17 protein-coding genes are annotated in these 17,487 nt (G+C 65.2%); 1 reads left to right on the forward strand and 16 read right to left on the reverse strand.

The window, feature by feature from the left end:
• Nucleotides 1-10: 10 nt before the first annotated feature.
• Entirely contained in the window at nt 11-934 is a 924-nt protein-coding gene (locus LGM89_RS17800; protein WP_226273537.1) for a histone deacetylase family protein, read from the reverse strand.
• 43 nt (nt 935-977) lie between these two features.
• Here LGM89_RS17800 and mltB point away from each other — a divergent pair, with 43 nt between their 5' ends.
• Nucleotides 978-2,321, forward strand: coding sequence for a lytic murein transglycosylase B (gene mltB, locus LGM89_RS17805; protein WP_226204631.1), 1,344 nt, complete (start codon nt 978-980; stop codon nt 2,319-2,321).
• A 79-nt stretch (nt 2,322-2,400) separates the two neighbouring features.
• On the opposite strand, the gene cysM is transcribed toward mltB, so the two are convergent.
• The 15 genes from cysM to LGM89_RS17880 all read right to left on the reverse strand — a co-directional run bounded on the left by cysM (nt 2,401) and on the right by LGM89_RS17880 (nt 17,449).
• Complete coding sequence (cysM, locus tag LGM89_RS17810) at nt 2,401-3,303, reverse strand: cysteine synthase CysM (protein ID WP_089494336.1); 903 nt, start codon at nt 3,301-3,303, stop codon at nt 2,401-2,403.
• 211 nt (nt 3,304-3,514) lie between these two features.
• Complete coding sequence (locus LGM89_RS17815) at nt 3,515-3,856, reverse strand: ComEA family DNA-binding protein (RefSeq protein WP_089494335.1); 342 nt, start codon at nt 3,854-3,856, stop codon at nt 3,515-3,517.
• A 74-nt stretch (nt 3,857-3,930) separates the two neighbouring features.
• Nucleotides 3,931-4,923 carry an ADP-glyceromanno-heptose 6-epimerase gene (gene rfaD, locus LGM89_RS17820; RefSeq protein WP_089472377.1) on the reverse strand — a complete coding sequence of 331 codons (993 nt, stop codon included), beginning with the start codon at nt 4,921-4,923 and terminating at the stop codon, nt 3,931-3,933.
• A gap of 63 nt (nt 4,924-4,986) precedes the next feature.
• Nucleotides 4,987-5,937: a D-glycero-beta-D-manno-heptose-7-phosphate kinase gene (gene rfaE1 / locus LGM89_RS17825; protein ID WP_011351339.1), complete on the reverse strand. Its 951-nt coding sequence runs from the start codon at nt 5,935-5,937 to the stop codon at nt 4,987-4,989.
• Between the two features lie 7 nt (nt 5,938-5,944).
• Entirely contained in the window at nt 5,945-7,345 is a 1,401-nt protein-coding gene (locus tag LGM89_RS17830; RefSeq protein WP_089494334.1) for a UDP-glucose dehydrogenase family protein, read from the reverse strand.
• Between the two features lie 90 nt (nt 7,346-7,435).
• Nucleotides 7,436-8,608: a lipopolysaccharide assembly protein LapB gene (gene lapB, locus LGM89_RS17835; RefSeq protein WP_089494333.1), complete on the reverse strand. Its 1,173-nt coding sequence runs from the start codon at nt 8,606-8,608 to the stop codon at nt 7,436-7,438.
• Between the two features lie 53 nt (nt 8,609-8,661).
• Nucleotides 8,662-8,955, reverse strand: coding sequence for a lipopolysaccharide assembly protein LapA domain-containing protein (locus LGM89_RS17840; protein ID WP_021157458.1), 294 nt, complete (start codon nt 8,953-8,955; stop codon nt 8,662-8,664).
• Between the two features lie 209 nt (nt 8,956-9,164).
• A complete protein-coding gene (locus LGM89_RS17845) occupies nt 9,165-9,488 on the reverse strand; it encodes an integration host factor subunit beta (protein WP_006486894.1) in 324 nt (107 codons plus the stop codon).
• 22 nt (nt 9,489-9,510) lie between these two features.
• Entirely contained in the window at nt 9,511-11,223 is a 1,713-nt protein-coding gene (gene rpsA, locus LGM89_RS17850) for a 30S ribosomal protein S1 (RefSeq protein ID WP_011544885.1), read from the reverse strand.
• Nucleotides 11,224-11,364: 141 nt separating this feature from the next.
• Complete coding sequence (gene cmk / locus LGM89_RS17855; protein WP_226273538.1) at nt 11,365-12,051, reverse strand: (d)CMP kinase; 687 nt, start codon at nt 12,049-12,051, stop codon at nt 11,365-11,367.
• 13 nt (nt 12,052-12,064) lie between these two features.
• Nucleotides 12,065-13,369, reverse strand: a complete 1,305-nt coding sequence (gene aroA, locus LGM89_RS17860; protein WP_226273539.1) for a 3-phosphoshikimate 1-carboxyvinyltransferase — start codon at nt 13,367-13,369, stop codon at nt 12,065-12,067.
• 13 nt (nt 13,370-13,382) lie between these two features.
• Nucleotides 13,383-14,309, reverse strand: coding sequence for a prephenate dehydrogenase/arogenate dehydrogenase family protein (locus tag LGM89_RS17865; protein ID WP_089424800.1), 927 nt, complete (start codon nt 14,307-14,309; stop codon nt 13,383-13,385).
• A gap of 186 nt (nt 14,310-14,495) precedes the next feature.
• Entirely contained in the window at nt 14,496-15,578 is a 1,083-nt protein-coding gene (pheA, locus tag LGM89_RS17870; RefSeq protein ID WP_069247429.1) for a prephenate dehydratase, read from the reverse strand.
• A 33-nt stretch (nt 15,579-15,611) separates the two neighbouring features.
• The gene (serC, locus tag LGM89_RS17875; RefSeq protein ID WP_089494330.1) at nt 15,612-16,694 is read right to left on the reverse strand and encodes a 3-phosphoserine/phosphohydroxythreonine transaminase; all 1,083 of its coding nucleotides are present in this window, start codon (nt 16,692-16,694) and stop codon (nt 15,612-15,614) included.
• A gap of 155 nt (nt 16,695-16,849) precedes the next feature.
• The gene (locus tag LGM89_RS17880) at nt 16,850-17,449 is read right to left on the reverse strand and encodes a DUF2059 domain-containing protein (RefSeq protein WP_011351329.1); all 600 of its coding nucleotides are present in this window, start codon (nt 17,447-17,449) and stop codon (nt 16,850-16,852) included.
• Nucleotides 17,450-17,487 lie beyond the last annotated feature (38 nt).

Consider the following 17,487-nt stretch of genomic DNA (forward strand, 5'->3'; position numbering starts at 1 on the left):
CAATCGATAATCAGATACCGGCCAGCACGCGCAGATGCGCGACGACGCTGCGCCCGAGCGCGGACAGGTTGTAGCCGCCTTCGAGGCAGCTCACGATGCGGCCCTGCGCATGCCGGCGCGCCACGTCGACGATCTGCGCGGTCAGCCATTCGAAGTCGGCTTCGACGAGGCCGAGGTTGCCGATATCGTCCTCGCGATGCGCATCGAAACCCGCCGACACGAACAGCATCTGCGGCTTGAACGCATCAAGGCGCGGCAGCCAGAACATGTCGACGGCTTCGCGGATCGCCATCCCGTTGCTGCGCGCTGGCATCGGCAGGTTGACCATGTTCGGCGCCTGGTGATCGACGCCCGAGAACGGGTACAGCGGATGCTGGAAGAAGCTGCACATCAGCACGCGCTCGTCATTCGCGAATGCGGCCTCGGTGCCGTTGCCGTGATGCACGTCGAAATCGATGATCGCCACACGCTCCAGACCGCGTACGTCGAGCGCGTGCCGCGCGGCGATCGCGACGTTGTTGAAGAAGCAGAAACCCATCGCACGCGCCGGCTCCGCATGGTGGCCAGGCGGGCGCACGCCGCAGAACGCATTCGCATAGCGGCCTTCGATCACCGCGTCGGTCGCCGCGATCGCGGCACCGGCCGCGCGCAGCGCCGCACGCCATGTATCGCGGTTCATCAGCGTATCGGGATCGATCTCGACGTAGCCGTCGACCGGCGTCATGCTCCGGATGTAGTCGATGTGCGCCTGCGTATGCACCCGGCCCAGCGCCACCTCGCTCGCGAACGGCGCGGTTTCGTGCACGATCAGGTCGTCGATGCGGCTCGCGATCAGTTGATCCTGGATCGCCGACAGGCGGGCCGGGCATTCCGGATGCCATTCCCCCATCTCGTGCAGCATGCAGTCGGGGTGCGTATAGAAAGCGGTTGCCATAAGCTGTCATCCGCGGCGCACGGTGCGCCGCAGGTCTCCATCAATGATGTCCATCGTCTGCCGCGAATTCGCCGCTAACTTACCACAACGGGGGCCCGCCACGCCCCGGCGCGCCGGATCCGTCGGGTATACTGCGCCGAACCCAATCGCCTCGTCCGCCCGCTTCGACATGAATTCCAGCAAGCCTGCCGCCCTTCTCTCCGCGCTGTTCCGTGCTCGCGTGCCGCTCGTCGCGGCCGCTGTGGTCGCGGCCCTCGGCACCGCGCCTGCCGGCGCGCAGACGCAACCCGCGAAGTCCTCGGGCAAGCTCGTCGCACAGGCCCAGCCGCAGCAGCCGACACCGCAAGGCCAGACCTTCGAAGAGGAAATTGTTCCGCAGCGTTACGCGAACAACGCGAAGGTCGATGCGTTCATCGACGAGATGGTCAGCCGCAACGGCTTCGACTCCGCGAGCCTGCATGCGCTGTTCTCGCGCATCAGCTATTCGGCGACGGCCGTCAAGCTCGTGAAGCCGGCCCCGTCGCCGACGGTCAAGAACTGGCGGGTCTATCGCTCGCGCTTCATCGAGCCGATCCGCATCAACGCGGGCGTGAAATTCTGGAAGGCGAACCAGGCAACGCTGCAGCGCGCATCCGCGCAATTCGGCGTGCCGCCCGAGGTGATCGTCGGCATCATCGGCGTCGAGACGATCTACGGCCGCTACATGGGCAATTTCCGCGTGCTCGACGCGCTGACGACGCTCACGTTCGACTATCCGGACACGCCGAATCGCGACAGCCGCCAGGCGACGTTCCGCAAGAACCTCGAGGACTTCCTGGTCTGGACGCGCGACAACCAGCTCGACCCGACCACCGTGCTCGGCTCGTATACGGGCGCGATCGGGATTCCGCAGTTCCTGCCGAGCAGCATCCGCGAGTATGCGGTCGACTTCGACGGCACGGGCCATGTCGACCTGCGCAGCAGTCCTGTCGATGCGATCGGCAGCGTCGCGAACTACCTGAAGCAGCACGGCTGGGAAACCGACCGCCCGGTGGTCTGGCAGATCACGCCCGATACGGGCAGCCTGGGGATCGCCCAGGCCGCCGCCGACGGCCAGCCCGAACCGCACTGGGCGCTGTCGCAACTGCTGCGCGCGGGCATGACGCTGAACGAGCCGACGGTCAACATCACGACCGAAGGCGGTACCCCTGTGACGGTGGTCGACCTGCCGTCGCCGGGGCGGGCGACCGAGTACATGCTCGGCCTCAAGAATTTCTATGTGCTGACGCGCTACAACCGCAGCTTCTTCTATGCGCTCACCGTGTACCAGCTTGGCGAGGCGGTGAAGGCGCAGATGGAAGCGAGCGGCGCACTTCAGCCGGCCACCGTCGACACCGAGTCGCAATAAGCACCAACCGCTCAAAGAAAAAGCGCCGCACAAGCGGCGCTTTTTTTATCGCACGCGCGTTGCGCGCACCTGCCTGCGTTCAGGCAGGGAACACGCCCGTGGACAGGTAGCGGTCGCCGCGATCGCAGATGATGAACACGATCGTCGCATTCTCGACCTGACGCGCGATGCGCATCGCGACTTCACATGCGCCGCCCGACGAAATGCCCGCGAAGATGCCTTCGACCGACGCGAGCCGGCGCGCCATCGTTTCCGCCGCGGCCTGGCTCACGTTCTCGACGCGGTCGACCCGGCTGCGATCGAAGATGGTCGGCATGTACGCTTCCGGCCACTTGCGGATGCCCGGAATGCGCGAACCGTCTTCCGGCTGCGCACCGACGATCTCGATCGCCGGATTCTGTTCCTTCAGATAGTGCGACGTGCCCATGATCGTACCCGTCGTGCCCATGGCCGACACGAAGTGCGTGATGCGCCCTTCGGTATCGCGCCAGATTTCCGGGCCCGTCGCTTCGTAGTGCGCAATCGGATTGTCGGGGTTCGCGAACTGGTCGAGGATCACGCCCTTGCCTTCGCGCTGCATCTGGTCCGCGAGATCGCGTGCGAGCTCCATGCCGCCCTTCACCGGCGTCAGGATGATTTCGGCGCCGTAGGCAGCCATGCTCTGGCGGCGCTCGACCGACAGGTCCTCCGGCATGATCAGCACCATCTTGTAGCCGCGGATCGCCGCTGCCATTGCCAGTGCGATACCCGTATTGCCGCTCGTCGCCTCGATCAGCGTATCGCCCGGCTTGATGCGCCCGCGCGCCTCGGCCTTGCTGATCATCGACAGTGCCGGACGATCCTTCACGGAACCCGCCGGATTGTTGCCTTCGAGCTTCGCGAGCACCACGTTGTTGCGCGCGCGAATTTCATCGTCCGGCAAGCGGACCAGTTGGACGAGCGGCGTATTGCCGATCGTGTCTTCGATAGTTTTGTAAGCCATGGAGATACCGTGAGTACGAGGCCGATCAATCGATCGATTGTAAACCAGCACCGCTGCTCACGCCGGCAACCCCATTGCGACGATGGAATACGCGTGCCGTGCAACCCGTCGCCGCCTACACCGCGCCCACGCAAAAAACCCGCGGCATGCCGCGGGAAGCCGTCGCAATGACGGCGACTGAAGGAGCTCGTTGTCGGTCGCGCGCGACGCGTTACTTCTGTGCGGTGCGGGCAGGTGGTGCCGCGGGCTTGCCGGGCGGCTTGCCCGGTGCCGGCGGCGTGGCACCCGTGCCGGCCGCGCCGACCGTCAGGCCTTCCTGCTGAAGCCGCTCGACGGTATGGCCGCCCATGCCTTTCACGCGCGACGCGAGATCTTCCGCATTCTTGAACGGACCGCGTGCGCCGCGTTCGTCGAGAATCGCCTTCGCCCGTGCCGGGCCGATGCCTTTGATGCCGACGAGCGCATCCTCGTTCGCGGTGTTGACGTCAACGGCCGCCCAGGCCGACGCGATCGTGCCGAGCATTGCCGCTGCGGCCAACCATTTCCTGATCATGTACTGGATCTCCGATGAAAAACGGCCGGCGGCTGCCGACCGTGAGACCCAGTCTATCGATGCAACGCTTCCGCTTAAACCTGGCCAGATAGCCAACGCACATAGCGGTCGACGCCTTCCTGCACGGTCAGGAACGGTGCGTCGTAACCGGCCGCGCGCAGCTTCGTCTGATCGGCCTGCGTGAAGCACTGGTACTTGCCGCGCAGTGCATCGGGGAACGGCACGTATTCGATCAGCCCTTGCTCGACCTGCTGCGCAAGCGTCAGCGGCGGCTGGTTGTCGAGTGCACGTAGCGTGTTCACGACCGTCGACGCGATATCGTTGAACGGCTGCGCACGGCCCGTGCCGAGGTTGAAGATGCCCGACTTCTCCGGATGATCGAAGAAGAACAGGTTCACCTTCGTCACGTCCTCGACCGACACGAAGTCGCGCGTCTGCTCGCCCGGCGCATAGCCGTTGTACTCGCCGAACAGCTTCACCTTGCCTTCCGCACGGAACTGGTTGAAGTTGTGGAACGCGACCGACGCCATGCGCCCCTTGTGCGTCTCGCGCGGGCCGTACACGTTGAAATAGCGGAAGCCGGCGATCTGGCTCTTCGCGGTCGGCAGCACGCGACGGATCACCTGGTCGAACAGGAACTTCGAATAGCCGTAGATGTTCAGCGGCGCCTCGACCTCGCGCTCCTCGACGAAGCGCGTCGATCCGCCGTAGGTCGCGGCCGACGATGCGTACAGGAACTGCGTGCCCTGCGCGAGGCAGGCGTCGAGCACCGCGCGGCTGTAGCGGAAGTTGTTGTCCATCATGTAGCGGCCGTCGGTTTCCATCGTGTCCGAACAGGCGCCTTCGTGGAAAATCGCGCGTACCTTGCCGAAATCACCGCGCGCGAAACGTTCGACGAATTCCGTCTTGTCCAGATAGTCGTCGATCTCGCAATCGACGAGATTCCGGAACTTGTCCGCACGCGTCAGGTTGTCGACTGCGATGATGCGCGTTTCGCCGCGCTCGTTGAGCGCCTTGACGAGGTTCGCGCCGATAAAACCGGCTGCGCCGGTGACGATGAGGGTCATGATCGTCCTGCCTGAAAAGTGCGAGCCATGCGTGCGGCGCGCTCGTCGCGCCACCGCATGCGCTCAGTGAAACAGTTCGTCGTAGTCCACCGTGGCCGTGCCGAGCTTGCCGACCACGATGCCTGCCGCGCGATTCGCGAGCACGACGGCATCGACGAGCGGCACGCCCGCGCCGAGCATCGTCGCGACCGTTGCAATCACGGTATCGCCCGCGCCCGACACGTCGAACACCTCCCGCGCGAGCGCCGGTGCGTGCAGTTCGCCGGTGGCGGAAAACAGCGTCATCCCTTCTTCCGAACGCGTGAGCAGCAGCGCGTCGATGCCGAGTTCCGCGCGCAGCTTCGCGACGCGCGCGCGCAGATCGTCTTCCGACTTCCACTGCCCGACCACTTCGCGCAGTTCAGCGCGATTCGGCGTGATCAGCGACGCGCCGCGATAGCGTGCCCAGTCGTCGCCCTTCGGGTCGACGAGGACGGACTTGCCAGCCGCACGCGCCTTCTCGATCATCGTCGTGACGTGCGTCAGGCCGCCTTTCGCGTAATCCGACATCAGCACGACGTCGTGCTGCGGCAGCAACGCATCGAAGCGCGCGAGCCCCGCGAGCAGCACCTCGTGCGTCGGCATGGCCTCGAAGTCGACGCGCAGCAGTTGCTGCTGGCGCGCGAGCACGCGCAGCTTGATCGTGGTCGGCAGCGCCGGGTCGCGCTCGAGATGCGGCGTCACGCCGCTGCTGCCGAGCAGCTCGACGATCCGCTCGCCGGGTTCGTCGCAACCGACGACGCACAGCAACCCGGCCTGGCCGCCGAGCGTCACGGCGTTGCGCGCGACGTTGGCCGCACCGCCGAGGCGCTCTTCCTGACGCTGCACGTGCACGACCGGCACCGGCGCTTCAGGCGAAATACGATCGACGTTGCCGAACCAGTAACGGTCGAGCATCACGTCGCCGACGACAAGCACGCGCGAGCGCGCGAGCTGCTCGCGCGGCACCGGAACGACTTCGCGGAGAGTATTCATCGTGTGGTCAGCCACGGGTGAACGACTGGGGATCGACATACGGCCGGCCGATCGCGTAGTAGTCGATGCCCAGTTCGGCCATCGCATCCGGCTCATAGAGGTTGCGACCGTCGAAGATCACCGGCGCCTTCAGTTCGGCCTTCAGGCGCGTGAAGTCGGGGCTCCGGAATTCCTTCCACTCGGTCACGATCACGAGCGCGTCCGCCCCCGTCACGGCGATGTCCTGCGTCTCGACGAGATGCAGCCGCGCCAGCGCGTCCGGATCGGCGCCGAAATCGAGCGCAAACACGCGCCGCGCCTCGTCGACCGCGACCGGATCGTACGCACGCACGGTCGCGCCGCGTTCGAGCAGCGCGGCGATCAGGCGGCGGCTCGGTGCCTCGCGCATGTCGTCGGTGTTCGGCTTGAACGCCAGGCCCCAGACCGCGAACTCGCGGCCGGTCAGGTCGGCGCCGAAGCGCTGCTCGATCTTGCTGATCAGCACGTCCTTCTGCGCATAGTTGGCCGCCTCGACGGCCTCCAGGATGCGCAGCGGCTGGCCGTTCTCACCGGCCGTGCGAATCAGCGCCTGGACGTCCTTCGGGAAGCACGAGCCGCCGTAGCCGACGCCGGCGTACAGGAAGTGATAGCCGATGCGCGGATCGGAGCCGATCCCGCGGCGCACGGCCTCGATGTCGGCGCCGACCTTGTCGGCCAGATTCGACATCTCGTTCATGAACGAGATGCGCGTGGCGAGCATCGCGTTCGCCGCATATTTCGCGAATTCGGCCGAACGCACGTCCATGTAGATCGTGCGCTCATGATTGCGATTGAACGGCGCGTAAAGCTTCTTCATCTTCTCGCGCGCGATCGTGCCCGTCTCGTCGTCGTCGACGCCGATGATGATCCGGTCCGGACGCATGAAGTCTTCGACCGCGGCGCCTTCCTTCAGGAACTCGGGGTTCGACACGACCGAGAACCGATGCGCGACGCTGCCTGCCAGACCGCGGGCGGCAAGCGCCTCGTCGACCACGCCGCGCACGCGCTGCGCGGTGCCGACCGGCACCGTCGACTTGTCGACGATCACCTTGAAGCCCGTCATGTGGCGGCCGATGTTGCGTGCGGCTTCGAGCACGTACTGCAGGTCGGCCGAGCCGTCCTCGTCGGGCGGCGTGCCGACGGCGATGAACTGGATCTCGCCATGCGCGACGCTCGCCTCGATATCGGTCGAGAAGCGCAGGCGCCCCGCCGCGCGGTTGCGCGCGATGATGTCCAGCAGCCCCGGTTCGTGAATCGGCATCCCGCCGTTGTTCAGGATGTCGATCTTGCGTTGATCGACGTCGAGACAGAAGACGTCGTGACCGATCTCCGCGAGACAGGCGCCCGTGACGAGACCGACATAGCCGGTGCCGATGATGGTGATTTTCATAGATGTTCCGGTACTTCCCGGTAATTGACTAACTTGGCCGCCGGGACGAGCCCGGCGACAACCGCAGCGCGTTGGCTCCGCGTGCCGGGATCAGCCCGGCATCGCAGGTTCGACGCGGCGCGGCGCATAGGTTTCCCAGCCGCTGCATCCGGGGCACTGCCAATAGAAGAGCCGTGCCCGGAAACCGCAATTCTGGCACGTATACCGTGGCAGATTCTTCGTGCGCTGCTTGATCAGCGCACGCATCATTTCAAGTTCCTTACGGCGCGGTTCGTCGGCCGCCGCGATTTGCGCATCGAGCAGATGCAGCATCCCCGACAGGTTCGGCGACTTCTCCATCTGCGTGCGCGCGAGCGTGTGCGCCGCATCCTGGCCGCGCAACCCCGCGATGTGCTGGTACGCGATGTCGAGCAGGTCGTTCGACGGATAGCGGTCGATATACCCCATCAGCAGCTCGGCGCCTTCGGCATGCTTGCCGAGCGCGACATACGCCTTCATCAGCTTGTCGGCGACGAGCGGCAGATACGCTGGATTCTGCGCCTCGACGCGCTTCCAGTGCGCGATCGCGGCCGCGTGGTTGCCCTCCGCTTCCGCCGCGTCGCCGGACAGCACCGTCGCGCGCACGTTTTGCGGGTTCACGGCCAGCGCCAGGCGCAGCTGTTCGGCGGCCGCTGCCGCGTTCTTGCGCTGCAGCGCGTCCTGCGCGAGTTCGCAGTGAAACTGGGCAATTTCGACGCCGAGCGGCTTGTCGCTCATCGACTCGATGCGCTTTGCCGTATCGATCGACTTGTTCCAGTCCTTCTCGATCTCGTAGATCGTCAGCAGCGCCCGCTGCGCGCCGAGCGCGTAATCGCCGTCGGCGAGCTTGTGAAACGCCTCTTCGGCACGATCGAGCAGCCCGGCCTTCAGAAAATCCTGGCCGAGCTCGTACAGCGCGTGGTCGCGCTCGTTGACCGGCAGGTCCGTGCGGCTCAGCAGGTTCTGGTGAACGCGGATCGCGCGATCGGTCTCGCCGCGGCGGCGAAACAGGTTGCCGAGTGCGAAGTGCAGCTCGACCGTCTCGGGATCGAGCTTGGCGACCTCGATGAACGCATCGATCGCCTTGTCAGGTTGTTCGTTCAACAGAAAATTCAGGCCGCGAAAATACGATCGCGGCAGGTTGGCACTCTCCGACAGGAGATTCTTCAGGTCATAGCGTGACGCCGCCCAACCCAGCGCGAACGCGACCGGAATCGCGAGCAACCACCAGAAATCCAGATCCATGCGAAATATCGAAGCAGAGACGAAAACCGCGCGATGATCGCGCGGCGTCCGTGTTAAATGACGGGCGGCATCGGCGGCTGGTCGATGACGGCCGGCGTTTCGCGCGCCGCACGCAGATCCCGCTTCAGGCGCCCGTTCTCGAGACGCAGGCGGAAGATCGAAGGCAGCGCGGACAGCAAGCCGGCCAGCAGCCCCACGGCGAAGAACGCCAGGCCGATCAGGATCAGCGGCGCTTGCCATGAATAGCCGGCAACGAAATTCAGCGTCGCGGTTTGCGTATTGGCCAGCGCAAGCACCAGCAGCAGTACGAACACCAATACCCGGATCAGCCAGACGATAAACTTCATGAAGCCCTCTCTTTGTTGAGGTTTGCCGCGGCGCGCGACTCCCCTTCGTCGCGCCGAATCGACCCGTATTGTAAAGGATGCGTTTCCGCGGCTGCGCAGATCCTGCGCGCCCCCGTTGCGCGGCGATCGCCGGAAATGAAAAAAGCGCCCGCAAGGGGCGCTTTTCTTTTCAGCCTTCGCCGGATGGGTCCGGGCAACCCGGATGACGTTCAACGCTCGTCGTCCGGATCATCAGCCTTCAGCGGTTCACCGGCGCGGCCGTCGACGCGTTCGCGCAATTCCTTGCCAGGCTTGAAGTGCGGCACGAACTTCTCGGGCACCTGCACTTTCTCCCCTGATTTCGGGTTGCGTCCGACGCGCGCCGGGCGACGGTTGAGGCCAAAGCTGCCGAAACCCCGAATTTCAATGCGATGCCCTTTCGCCAGGGCATCAGACATCGCATCGAGCATCGTTTTCACCGCGAAATCCGCATCCTTGAGGACAAGTTGCGGAAATCGCGATGCCAGCTGCGCGACCAACTCGGATTTGGTCATACTTCAGCAGACCTCGTGAGGCTTACTGGTTCTGGCCGTCGAGCTTCGCCTTCAGCAGCGCGCCGAGGTTGGTCGTACCGGTCGCAGCAGCGCTGGAGTCCGACTGCAGGCCGCGGATCGCTTCCTGTTGTTCAGCCGAATCCTTCGCCTTGATCGACAGGTTGATGCCGCGCGACTTGCGATCGATGTTGATCACCATCGCGTTGACCTTGTCGCCTTCCTTCAGCACGTTGCGTGCGTCTTCGACGCGATCCTGCGAGATTTCCGACGCGCGCAGGTAGCCTTCGATGTCACCCGTCAGCGTAACGACCGCACCCTTCGCATCGACCGTCTTCACGACGCCGTCGACGATCGAGCCCTTGTCGTTCATTGCAACGTAGTTGCTGAACGGGTCGCCTTCGAGCTGCTTGATGCCGAGCGAAATACGTTCCTTCTCGACGTCGATACCGAGGACGATTGCTTCGACTTCGTCGCCCTTCTTGTACTTGCGAACCGCTTCTTCGCCAGCTTCGCTCCACGACAGGTCCGACAGGTGAACCAGGCCGTCGATGCCGCCCGGCAGACCGATGAACACGCCGAAGTCGGTGATCGACTTGATTGCGCCCGTGATCTTGTCGCCCTTCTTGAAGTTGCGGCTGAAGTCATCCCACGGATTCGGCTTGCACTGCTTCATGCCGAGGCTGATACGACGACGGTCTTCGTCGATCTCGAGGACCATGACTTCGACTTCGTCGCCCAGCTGGACAACCTTCGACGGAGCAACGTTCTTGTTGGTCCAGTCCATTTCCGACACGTGGACGAGGCCTTCGATGCCCGATTCCACTTCGACGAATGCGCCGTAGTCGGTGATGTTCGTGACCTTGCCGAACAGGCGCGTGCCCGACGGGTAACGGCGCGAGATGCCTTCCCACGGATCGTCGCCCAGTTGCTTGATGCCCAGCGAGACGCGGTTCTTCTCTTGGTCGAACTTGAGGATCTTCGCGGTGACTTCCTGGCCAACCGACAGGACTTCGCTCGGGTGACGCACACGACGCCATGCGATGTCGGTGATGTGCAGCAGGCCGTCGATGCCGCCGAGGTCGACGAACGCGCCGTAGTCGGTGATGTTCTTGACCACGCCGTTGACGATCGCGCCTTCCTTCAGCGTCTCGAGCAGCTTCGCGCGCTCTTCGCCTTGGGTTGCTTCGATCACTGCACGACGCGACAGCACGACGTTGTTACGCTTGCGATCGAGCTTGATCACGCGGAATTCGAGCGTCTTGCCTTCGTACGGGGTCGTGTCCTTGACCGGACGCGTGTCGACCAGCGAACCCGGCAGGAACGCGCGGATGCCGTTGACCATCACGGTCATGCCGCCCTTCACCTTGCCGGTGATCGTGCCGGTGACGAGTTCGTTGTTGTCGAGCGCCTTTTCCAGCGACAGCCACGATGCAAGGCGCTTCGCCTTGTCGCGCGACAGGATCGTGTCGCCGTAGCCGTTTTCGAGTGCGTCGATCGCGACGGACACGAAATCGCCCGACTGCACCTCAACCTCGCCCTGATCGTTCAGGAATTCCTCGATCGGAATGTAAGCCTCGGACTTCAGGCCTGCATTGACGACCACGAAGTTGTGGTCGACGCGCACGACTTCGGCGGAAATCACTTCGCCGGCGCGCATGTCTTGGCGGGTCAGCGACTCTTCGAACAGAGCCGCGAAAGATTCAGTATTCGGGGTAGAGGTTTGCAGGTCGGACATAAAAATCTGATTGTGCATGGATCGCTGTGCCACGCCGGCCGGAATGGCAGGCTGAAAGGGCCAGATCGAGGTCCACACGGGGTTAAGGGTTCGAAACACGCTCCGCACTTACGCACGGAGCACCTACCGCTGCCCGCCTTCTCAGGCCGGCTGGCCGAGCGCCCGGTACCACTGCAGCACCTGGTCGACCGCTTCATCGACCGACAGCGCCGACGTATCGAGCAGCTTGGCATCTGCTGCGGGCTTGAGCGGCGCGGCCGCGCGATTGCTGTCGCGCGCATCACGTTCACGAAGATCCCGGAGCAAGTCATCTATATTAGCAGAAAAACCTTTTTGCATCAATTGCTTATGCCGTCTGGTCGCGCGCGCCTCGGCGCTGGCCGTCAGGAACACCTTCAGCACGGCGTCCGGGAAGATCACGGTACCCATGTCGCGCCCGTCCGCAACGAGGCCCGGCGTCTTGCGGAACGCGCGCTGGCGCGCGACGAGCGCGGTGCGCACCGGCCCGTGCACGGCGATCGCCGATGCGCGGTTGCCGACCGCTTCGGCGCGGATGTCGTTCGACACATCGACGCCGTCGAGCTGCGCGCAGCCTTCGCGGAACGTGATGTGGAGATCGTCGATCAGCTTCACCAGCGCGTCGACGTCCTCAGCCTCGATGCCGTAGCGCACGCTCGCAAGCGCGGCGAGCCGGTACAGCGCGCCGCTGTCGAGCAAGTGGAAGCCAAGATGCGCGGCGACGAGCGCGGCGACGGTGCCCTTGCCGGAAGCAGTCGGGCCGTCGATCGTGATGACGGGAGTCGGGTGAAAGGGTCGGGTCGATTTCATCAGAACAGTGGGGTCAGGCTTTGGCGAGCGCGGCGAAGCGGTCGAAATAGTCGGGGAACGTCTTGCCGACGCACTTCGGATCGTTGATCCGCACGGGCACGCCGCCCAGGCTGACGAGCGAGAAGCACATCGCCATCCGGTGATCGTCGTACGTGTCGATCGCCGCGTTCGGCGTGAGCTTTTCCGGCGGCGTGACGACGAGGTAGTCGGGGCCTTCCTCGACGATCGCGCCGACCTTGCGCAGCTCGGTCGCCATCGCGGCGATGCGGTCGGTTTCCTTCACGCGCCAGCTCGCGATGTTGCGCAGCGTGCTCGTGCCGTTCGCGAACAGCGCCGCGACCGCGATGGTCATCGCCGCATCGGGGATCAGGTTGAAGTCCATGTCGATTGGCTCGAGCTTGCCGTGGTCGTGGCCGATGCCGCGTACGTCGATCCAGTCGTCGCCCATCGTCACGTTCGCGCCCATCTGCATCAGCGCGTTCGCGAAGCCGACATCGCCCTGGATGCTCGCCCGCCCCACGCCTTCGACGCGCAGCGGGCCGCCGCCGAGCGCGCCGGCCGCGAGGAAGTACGACGCGGACGACGCATCGCCCTCGACCATGATCCGCCCCGGCGAGCGGTAGCGGACGCCGGCCGGCACGACGAAGCGCTGCCAGCCGTCGCGCTCGACGGTCACGCCGAAGCGCTCCATCAGCCGGATCGTGATGTCGATGTACGGCTTCGAGATCAGCTCGCCATCGACCTCGACGACGATCTTGCCGTCCTTCGCCTTGACGAGCGGCAGCGTCATCAGCAACGCCGTGAGGAACTGGCTCGACACGTCACCGCGCACGCGGATCGGCGCGTCGACGGAAATGTTCGCCGGCTTGATCCGCAGCGGCGGGTAGCCTTCGTTCAGCTCGTAGTCGATCTGCGCGCCAATTTGCCTCAGGCCGTCGACGAGATCGCCGATCGGCCGCTCGTGCATGCGCGGCACGCCGTGCACGCGATAGTCGCCGCCGTTCACCGCGAGCGCGGCGGTCAGCGGCCGCACGGCCGTGCCCGCGTTGCCGAGGAACAGGTCGGCCGTCTTCGTGGTGAATGCGCCCCGCGTGCCCATCACGACGCAGGTGTCGCCATCGCGCGCTAGCTTCACGCCGAGCTTGCCGAGTGCGTCGAGCATCACGCGCGTGTCGTCGGAGTCGAGCAGGTTGGTGATCGTGGTTTCGCCTTCGGCAAGCGCCGCGAGCAGCAGCACGCGGTTCGAAATGCTTTTCGAGCCGGGCAGGCGCACGGTGCCCGATGCGCTGGAGTACGGGCCGAGATCGAGATAGTCCATGGGAATCGTCCTGTTATTTCTTGACCGGTTCGGCAGCGGGCGTACCGCCACGCTCCTGCCATGCCTTGCGCGCAGCGCGCGAGCGCGTGAACACCGCTTCGAGCGCGGCGCCGTCGCCGGCGTCGATCGCCGCGCGCAGCCGCGTGAGCACACGCGTGTAGCCATCGAGCTCATCGAGCAGCGCCGCGCGGTTCGCGACGCACACGTCGCGCCACATCTCCGGGCTCGACGCCGCGATGCGCGTGAAATCGCGGAAGCCGCCCGCCGCGTATGAAAATTTCAGTTCCGCATCGGCCTCGCCGAGGATCTGCTCGACGAGCGCGAACGACAGCACGTGCGGCAGATGGCTGATCGACGCGAACACGCGATCGTGCTGCTCCGTGCTCATCGTGCGCACGTCGGCGCCGGTCGCACGCCACATCGCGTCGATCCGCGCGACCGATTCGGGGGCGTTCTCCGGCAGCGGGCACAGCACGACGTTGCGGCCGACGTACAGATCCGGCAATGCGGCCTCGACGCCGCTCGACTCTCGACCGGCGATCGGATGCCCCGGCACGAACTGCGCGATCCGCGCGCCGAGCGCTTCGCGCGCGGCAGCGACGACATCGGACTTGGTGCTGCCCGCGTCGGTGACGATCGTCGCCGCTTCAAGCCACGGCGCAATGCGCGCGAGCAACGGGCCCGTCTGCGCGACAGGCGCCGCCAGCAGCACCAGATCGGCGCCAGTCAGCGCGTCGCGCAATTGCGCGTCGTCGTCGAGCGCTGCCGCACGGTCGATCACGCCGAGTGCGAGCGCACGCTCGACCGAAGCACGCGAACGGCCCACGCCGACAACCTCGCCCGCGCCGCCCGGCGCGCGCTCGCGCAGCGCGCGGGCCAGCGATCCGCCGATCAGGCCGACGCCGAAGATGACCAGTTTGTTGAATGCAAAGCCTGACACGACAAGAGCCAAGTTACGCGCACAGGACGACACCCCGCACGCGGAATTCCAGATTCCGGGCCACGGGCCCGCATCCGGCGCAACCTGCGCCGGATGCCGCCCGAACCCGCCTTCGGCAGCGCCGATCGGCCTGCCCTGCCCGCGTGGACCCAACGCCTGCGCGAACAGGCGACGGGCCGCCACGCATCAGCGTGCGCGCGGATACGAACCGAGTATCTTCAGGAACGCGGCCTTCTGGCCGAGTTCCGCGAGCGCGGCCGCAACCGACGCATCGTCCCGGTGCCCTTCGATGTCGATGTAGAAGTAGTACTCCCACGTGCCGACGCGCGCCGGACGCGACTCGAAGCGCGTCATCGACACGCCGTGCCGCGCGAGCGGCTCGAGCAGCTTGAACACGGCGCCCGGCTCGTTCTTCACCGACACGATCAGCGACGTCTGGTCGTGACCGCTCTGCCCGGCCGGCTGCTTGCCGATGATCACGAAGCGCGTGCGGTTGTGCGGATCGTCCTGGATCAGCGAGAACGCGATCTGCAAGCCGTAGTGTGCGGCCGCGCGGTCGCCCGCGATCGCCGCGACGGTCGGATCGGCCGCCGCGAGACGCGCAGCCTCCGCGTTGCTCGCCACCGCCTGCCGCTCGAGCTGCGGCGCATTCGCCGCGAGCCACTGCTGGCATTGCGCAAGCGCCTGCGCGTGTGCACAGACGCGCTTCACGCCGTCGAGCGTGCCGCTCTGCGTCAGCAGGTTGTGATGGATCGGCAGCGCGAGTTCGCCGCTGATCAGCAGTTGCGTCTGCAGCAGCAGGTCGAGCGTGCGCGACACGGCGCCTTCGGTCGAATTTTCGACCGGCGCGATACCGAACGCGGACGCACCGGCCTCGACCGAGCGGAACACCTCGTCGATCGACGGGCACGGCAGCCCTTCGATCGACTGGCCGAAATACTCGAGCATCGCCTGCTCGCTATACGTGCCGACCGGCCCGAGGAACGCGACGTGGATCGTCTGCTCGAGCGCGCGGCTCGCGGCCATGATCTCGCGCCAGATGGCGCTGATATGCTCGCTCGCGAGCGGCCCCGCGCTCATGTCCTGCAGCCGGGCGATCACTTGCAGCTCGCGCTCCGGCCGGAACACCGGCGCGTTGAAATGCTTCTTGACCTCGCCCACCTCCAGCGCCACCGCGGCGCGCTGGTTCAGGAGCGCGATCAGCTGCGCGTCGATCGCATCGATGCGATCGCGCAGCGGTTTCAGGCGGGAATTCAGTTCGTCGTCCATGCGTTTTGCCGTGCTGTTTGAACAGCGCCGCCGTCAGGCGCCGCGCTGCTCGAAGTCCTTCATGTACTCGACGAGCGCTTTCACGCCCTCGAGCGGCACCGCGTTGTAGATCGACGCCCGCATGCCGCCGACGGACTTGTGGCCCTTCAGCTGCAGCAGCCCGCGCGCCTTTGCGCCGGCAAGGAAGTCTTCGTTGCGCGTTTCGTCGGCCAGGAAAAACGGCACGTTCATCCGCGAACGTGCTGCCGGCTCGACCTTGTTCAGATAGAAACTGCTCGCATCGATCGTGTCGTAGAGCAGCTTCGCCTTTTCGATATTGCGGGCCTCGATCGCTTCGAGGCCACCCTGCCGCTTCAGCCACTGGAACACCAGGCCCGCGATGTAGATCGCGTAGGTGGGCGGCGTGTTGTACAGCGAGTTGTTCGCGGCGATGGTCTTCCATTCGAACGCGGACGGGCAGATCGACAGCGCGCGGTCGAGCAGATCCTCGCGTACGATCACGAGCGTCACGCCGGCCATCCCGATGTTCTTCTGCGCACCGCCGAACAGCACGCCGTACTTCGCGACGTCCATCGGACGCGACAGGATGTGCGACGAGACATCCGCGACCAGCGGCACGTCGCCGAGATCGGGAATCTCGAACGTCTCGACGCCGTCGATCGTCTCGTTGGTACACAGATGCACGTAGGCCGGATCATCCGACAGCTGCCATTCGGCGCGCGCGGGTGCGCGCGTGAAGCCGTCTTCCGTCTTGCCGGTCGCGGCGAGATGCGGCGTGCCGTATTTCTTCGCTTCGGTGAACGATTTCTGCGACCACGAGCCCGTGACGACGAAGTCGGCCGTCTTGCGCGACCCGAGCAGGTTCATCGGCACGATCGCGTTTTCCGCGATACCGCCGCCCTGCAGGAACAGGATCCGGTGGCTGGCCGGCACGCCGAGCAGGTCGCGCAGGTCGGCCAGCGCGGCCTCGTGGATCGACATGAATTCCTTGCCGCGATGGCTCATCTCCATCACGCTCATGCCGCTACCATGCCAGTCGAGCATTTCGTCGGCAGCTTGCCGCAGCACTTCCTCGGGCATCGCCGCAGGGCCGGCGGAGAAATTAAAGACGCGCATCGTGAAAACCTCGGAGGGACGCGACCGGCTCGCCGCCGGCAGAACGCGCCAGAAAAGAAATGGCCGCTTGCGCTCGCGCGCAAACGGCCATTATCGCACTGTCGTCAGGCTCCCGCCAAACCCGGCCGACCGGCCGGGGGCGTGCCCGGACGGCTTTACTTGCCCGGCTTGACTGCTGCGACTTCCTTGTCAGCCTGCGTGCGCGTTGCCTGGATAGCTTGCGGCATGTACTTCTGCATCAGGCCGTTGACCACGTCGCGACCGACCTGATCCTGAACCTGGATGAACTTGCGGCCCGTCGGGCTCTTGTAGAACGTCGTCAGATCCTTGATCTCCGACGTGCTGTAGTACTTCGCGTATGCGTCGTACTGAGCCGACATCGCGTCGTTCTGGAACTGCTGCGTACCGAACACCTTGCCTGCGCCGTCGACCAGCTTCGGCACCGCGTTCTTCTGCAGCGTCGGAACGGCAGCCTGCTTCTGCTTGTCGTTCAGCGTCTTGTTTTCCGACAGCGCGTCCGACAGGATCGCCGGAACGAGTTGCTTGGCCTGCATTTCGGCGCTGTTGCCGATTGCCGACACGAGCTTCGGCGCGTCGATCGCGTCGAGCAGATCCTTGATCGCTGCCTTCTTGTCGGCGTCGATCGGCGCAGCTGCTGCCGGAGCTGCCGGTGCGGAATTCGACAGCGCTTGCGCCATCGCGAACGTCGGCACCAGTGCAGCCAGCAGAACCAGTTGCTTGAATTGCTTTTGCATCATCACTCCCTTTTGGAAATATGAATGGTTGCTCGCCG

The sequence above is a fragment of the Burkholderia sp. AU31624 genome (assembly GCF_020420065.1).
Lineage (GTDB): Bacteria > Pseudomonadota > Gammaproteobacteria > Burkholderiales > Burkholderiaceae > Burkholderia.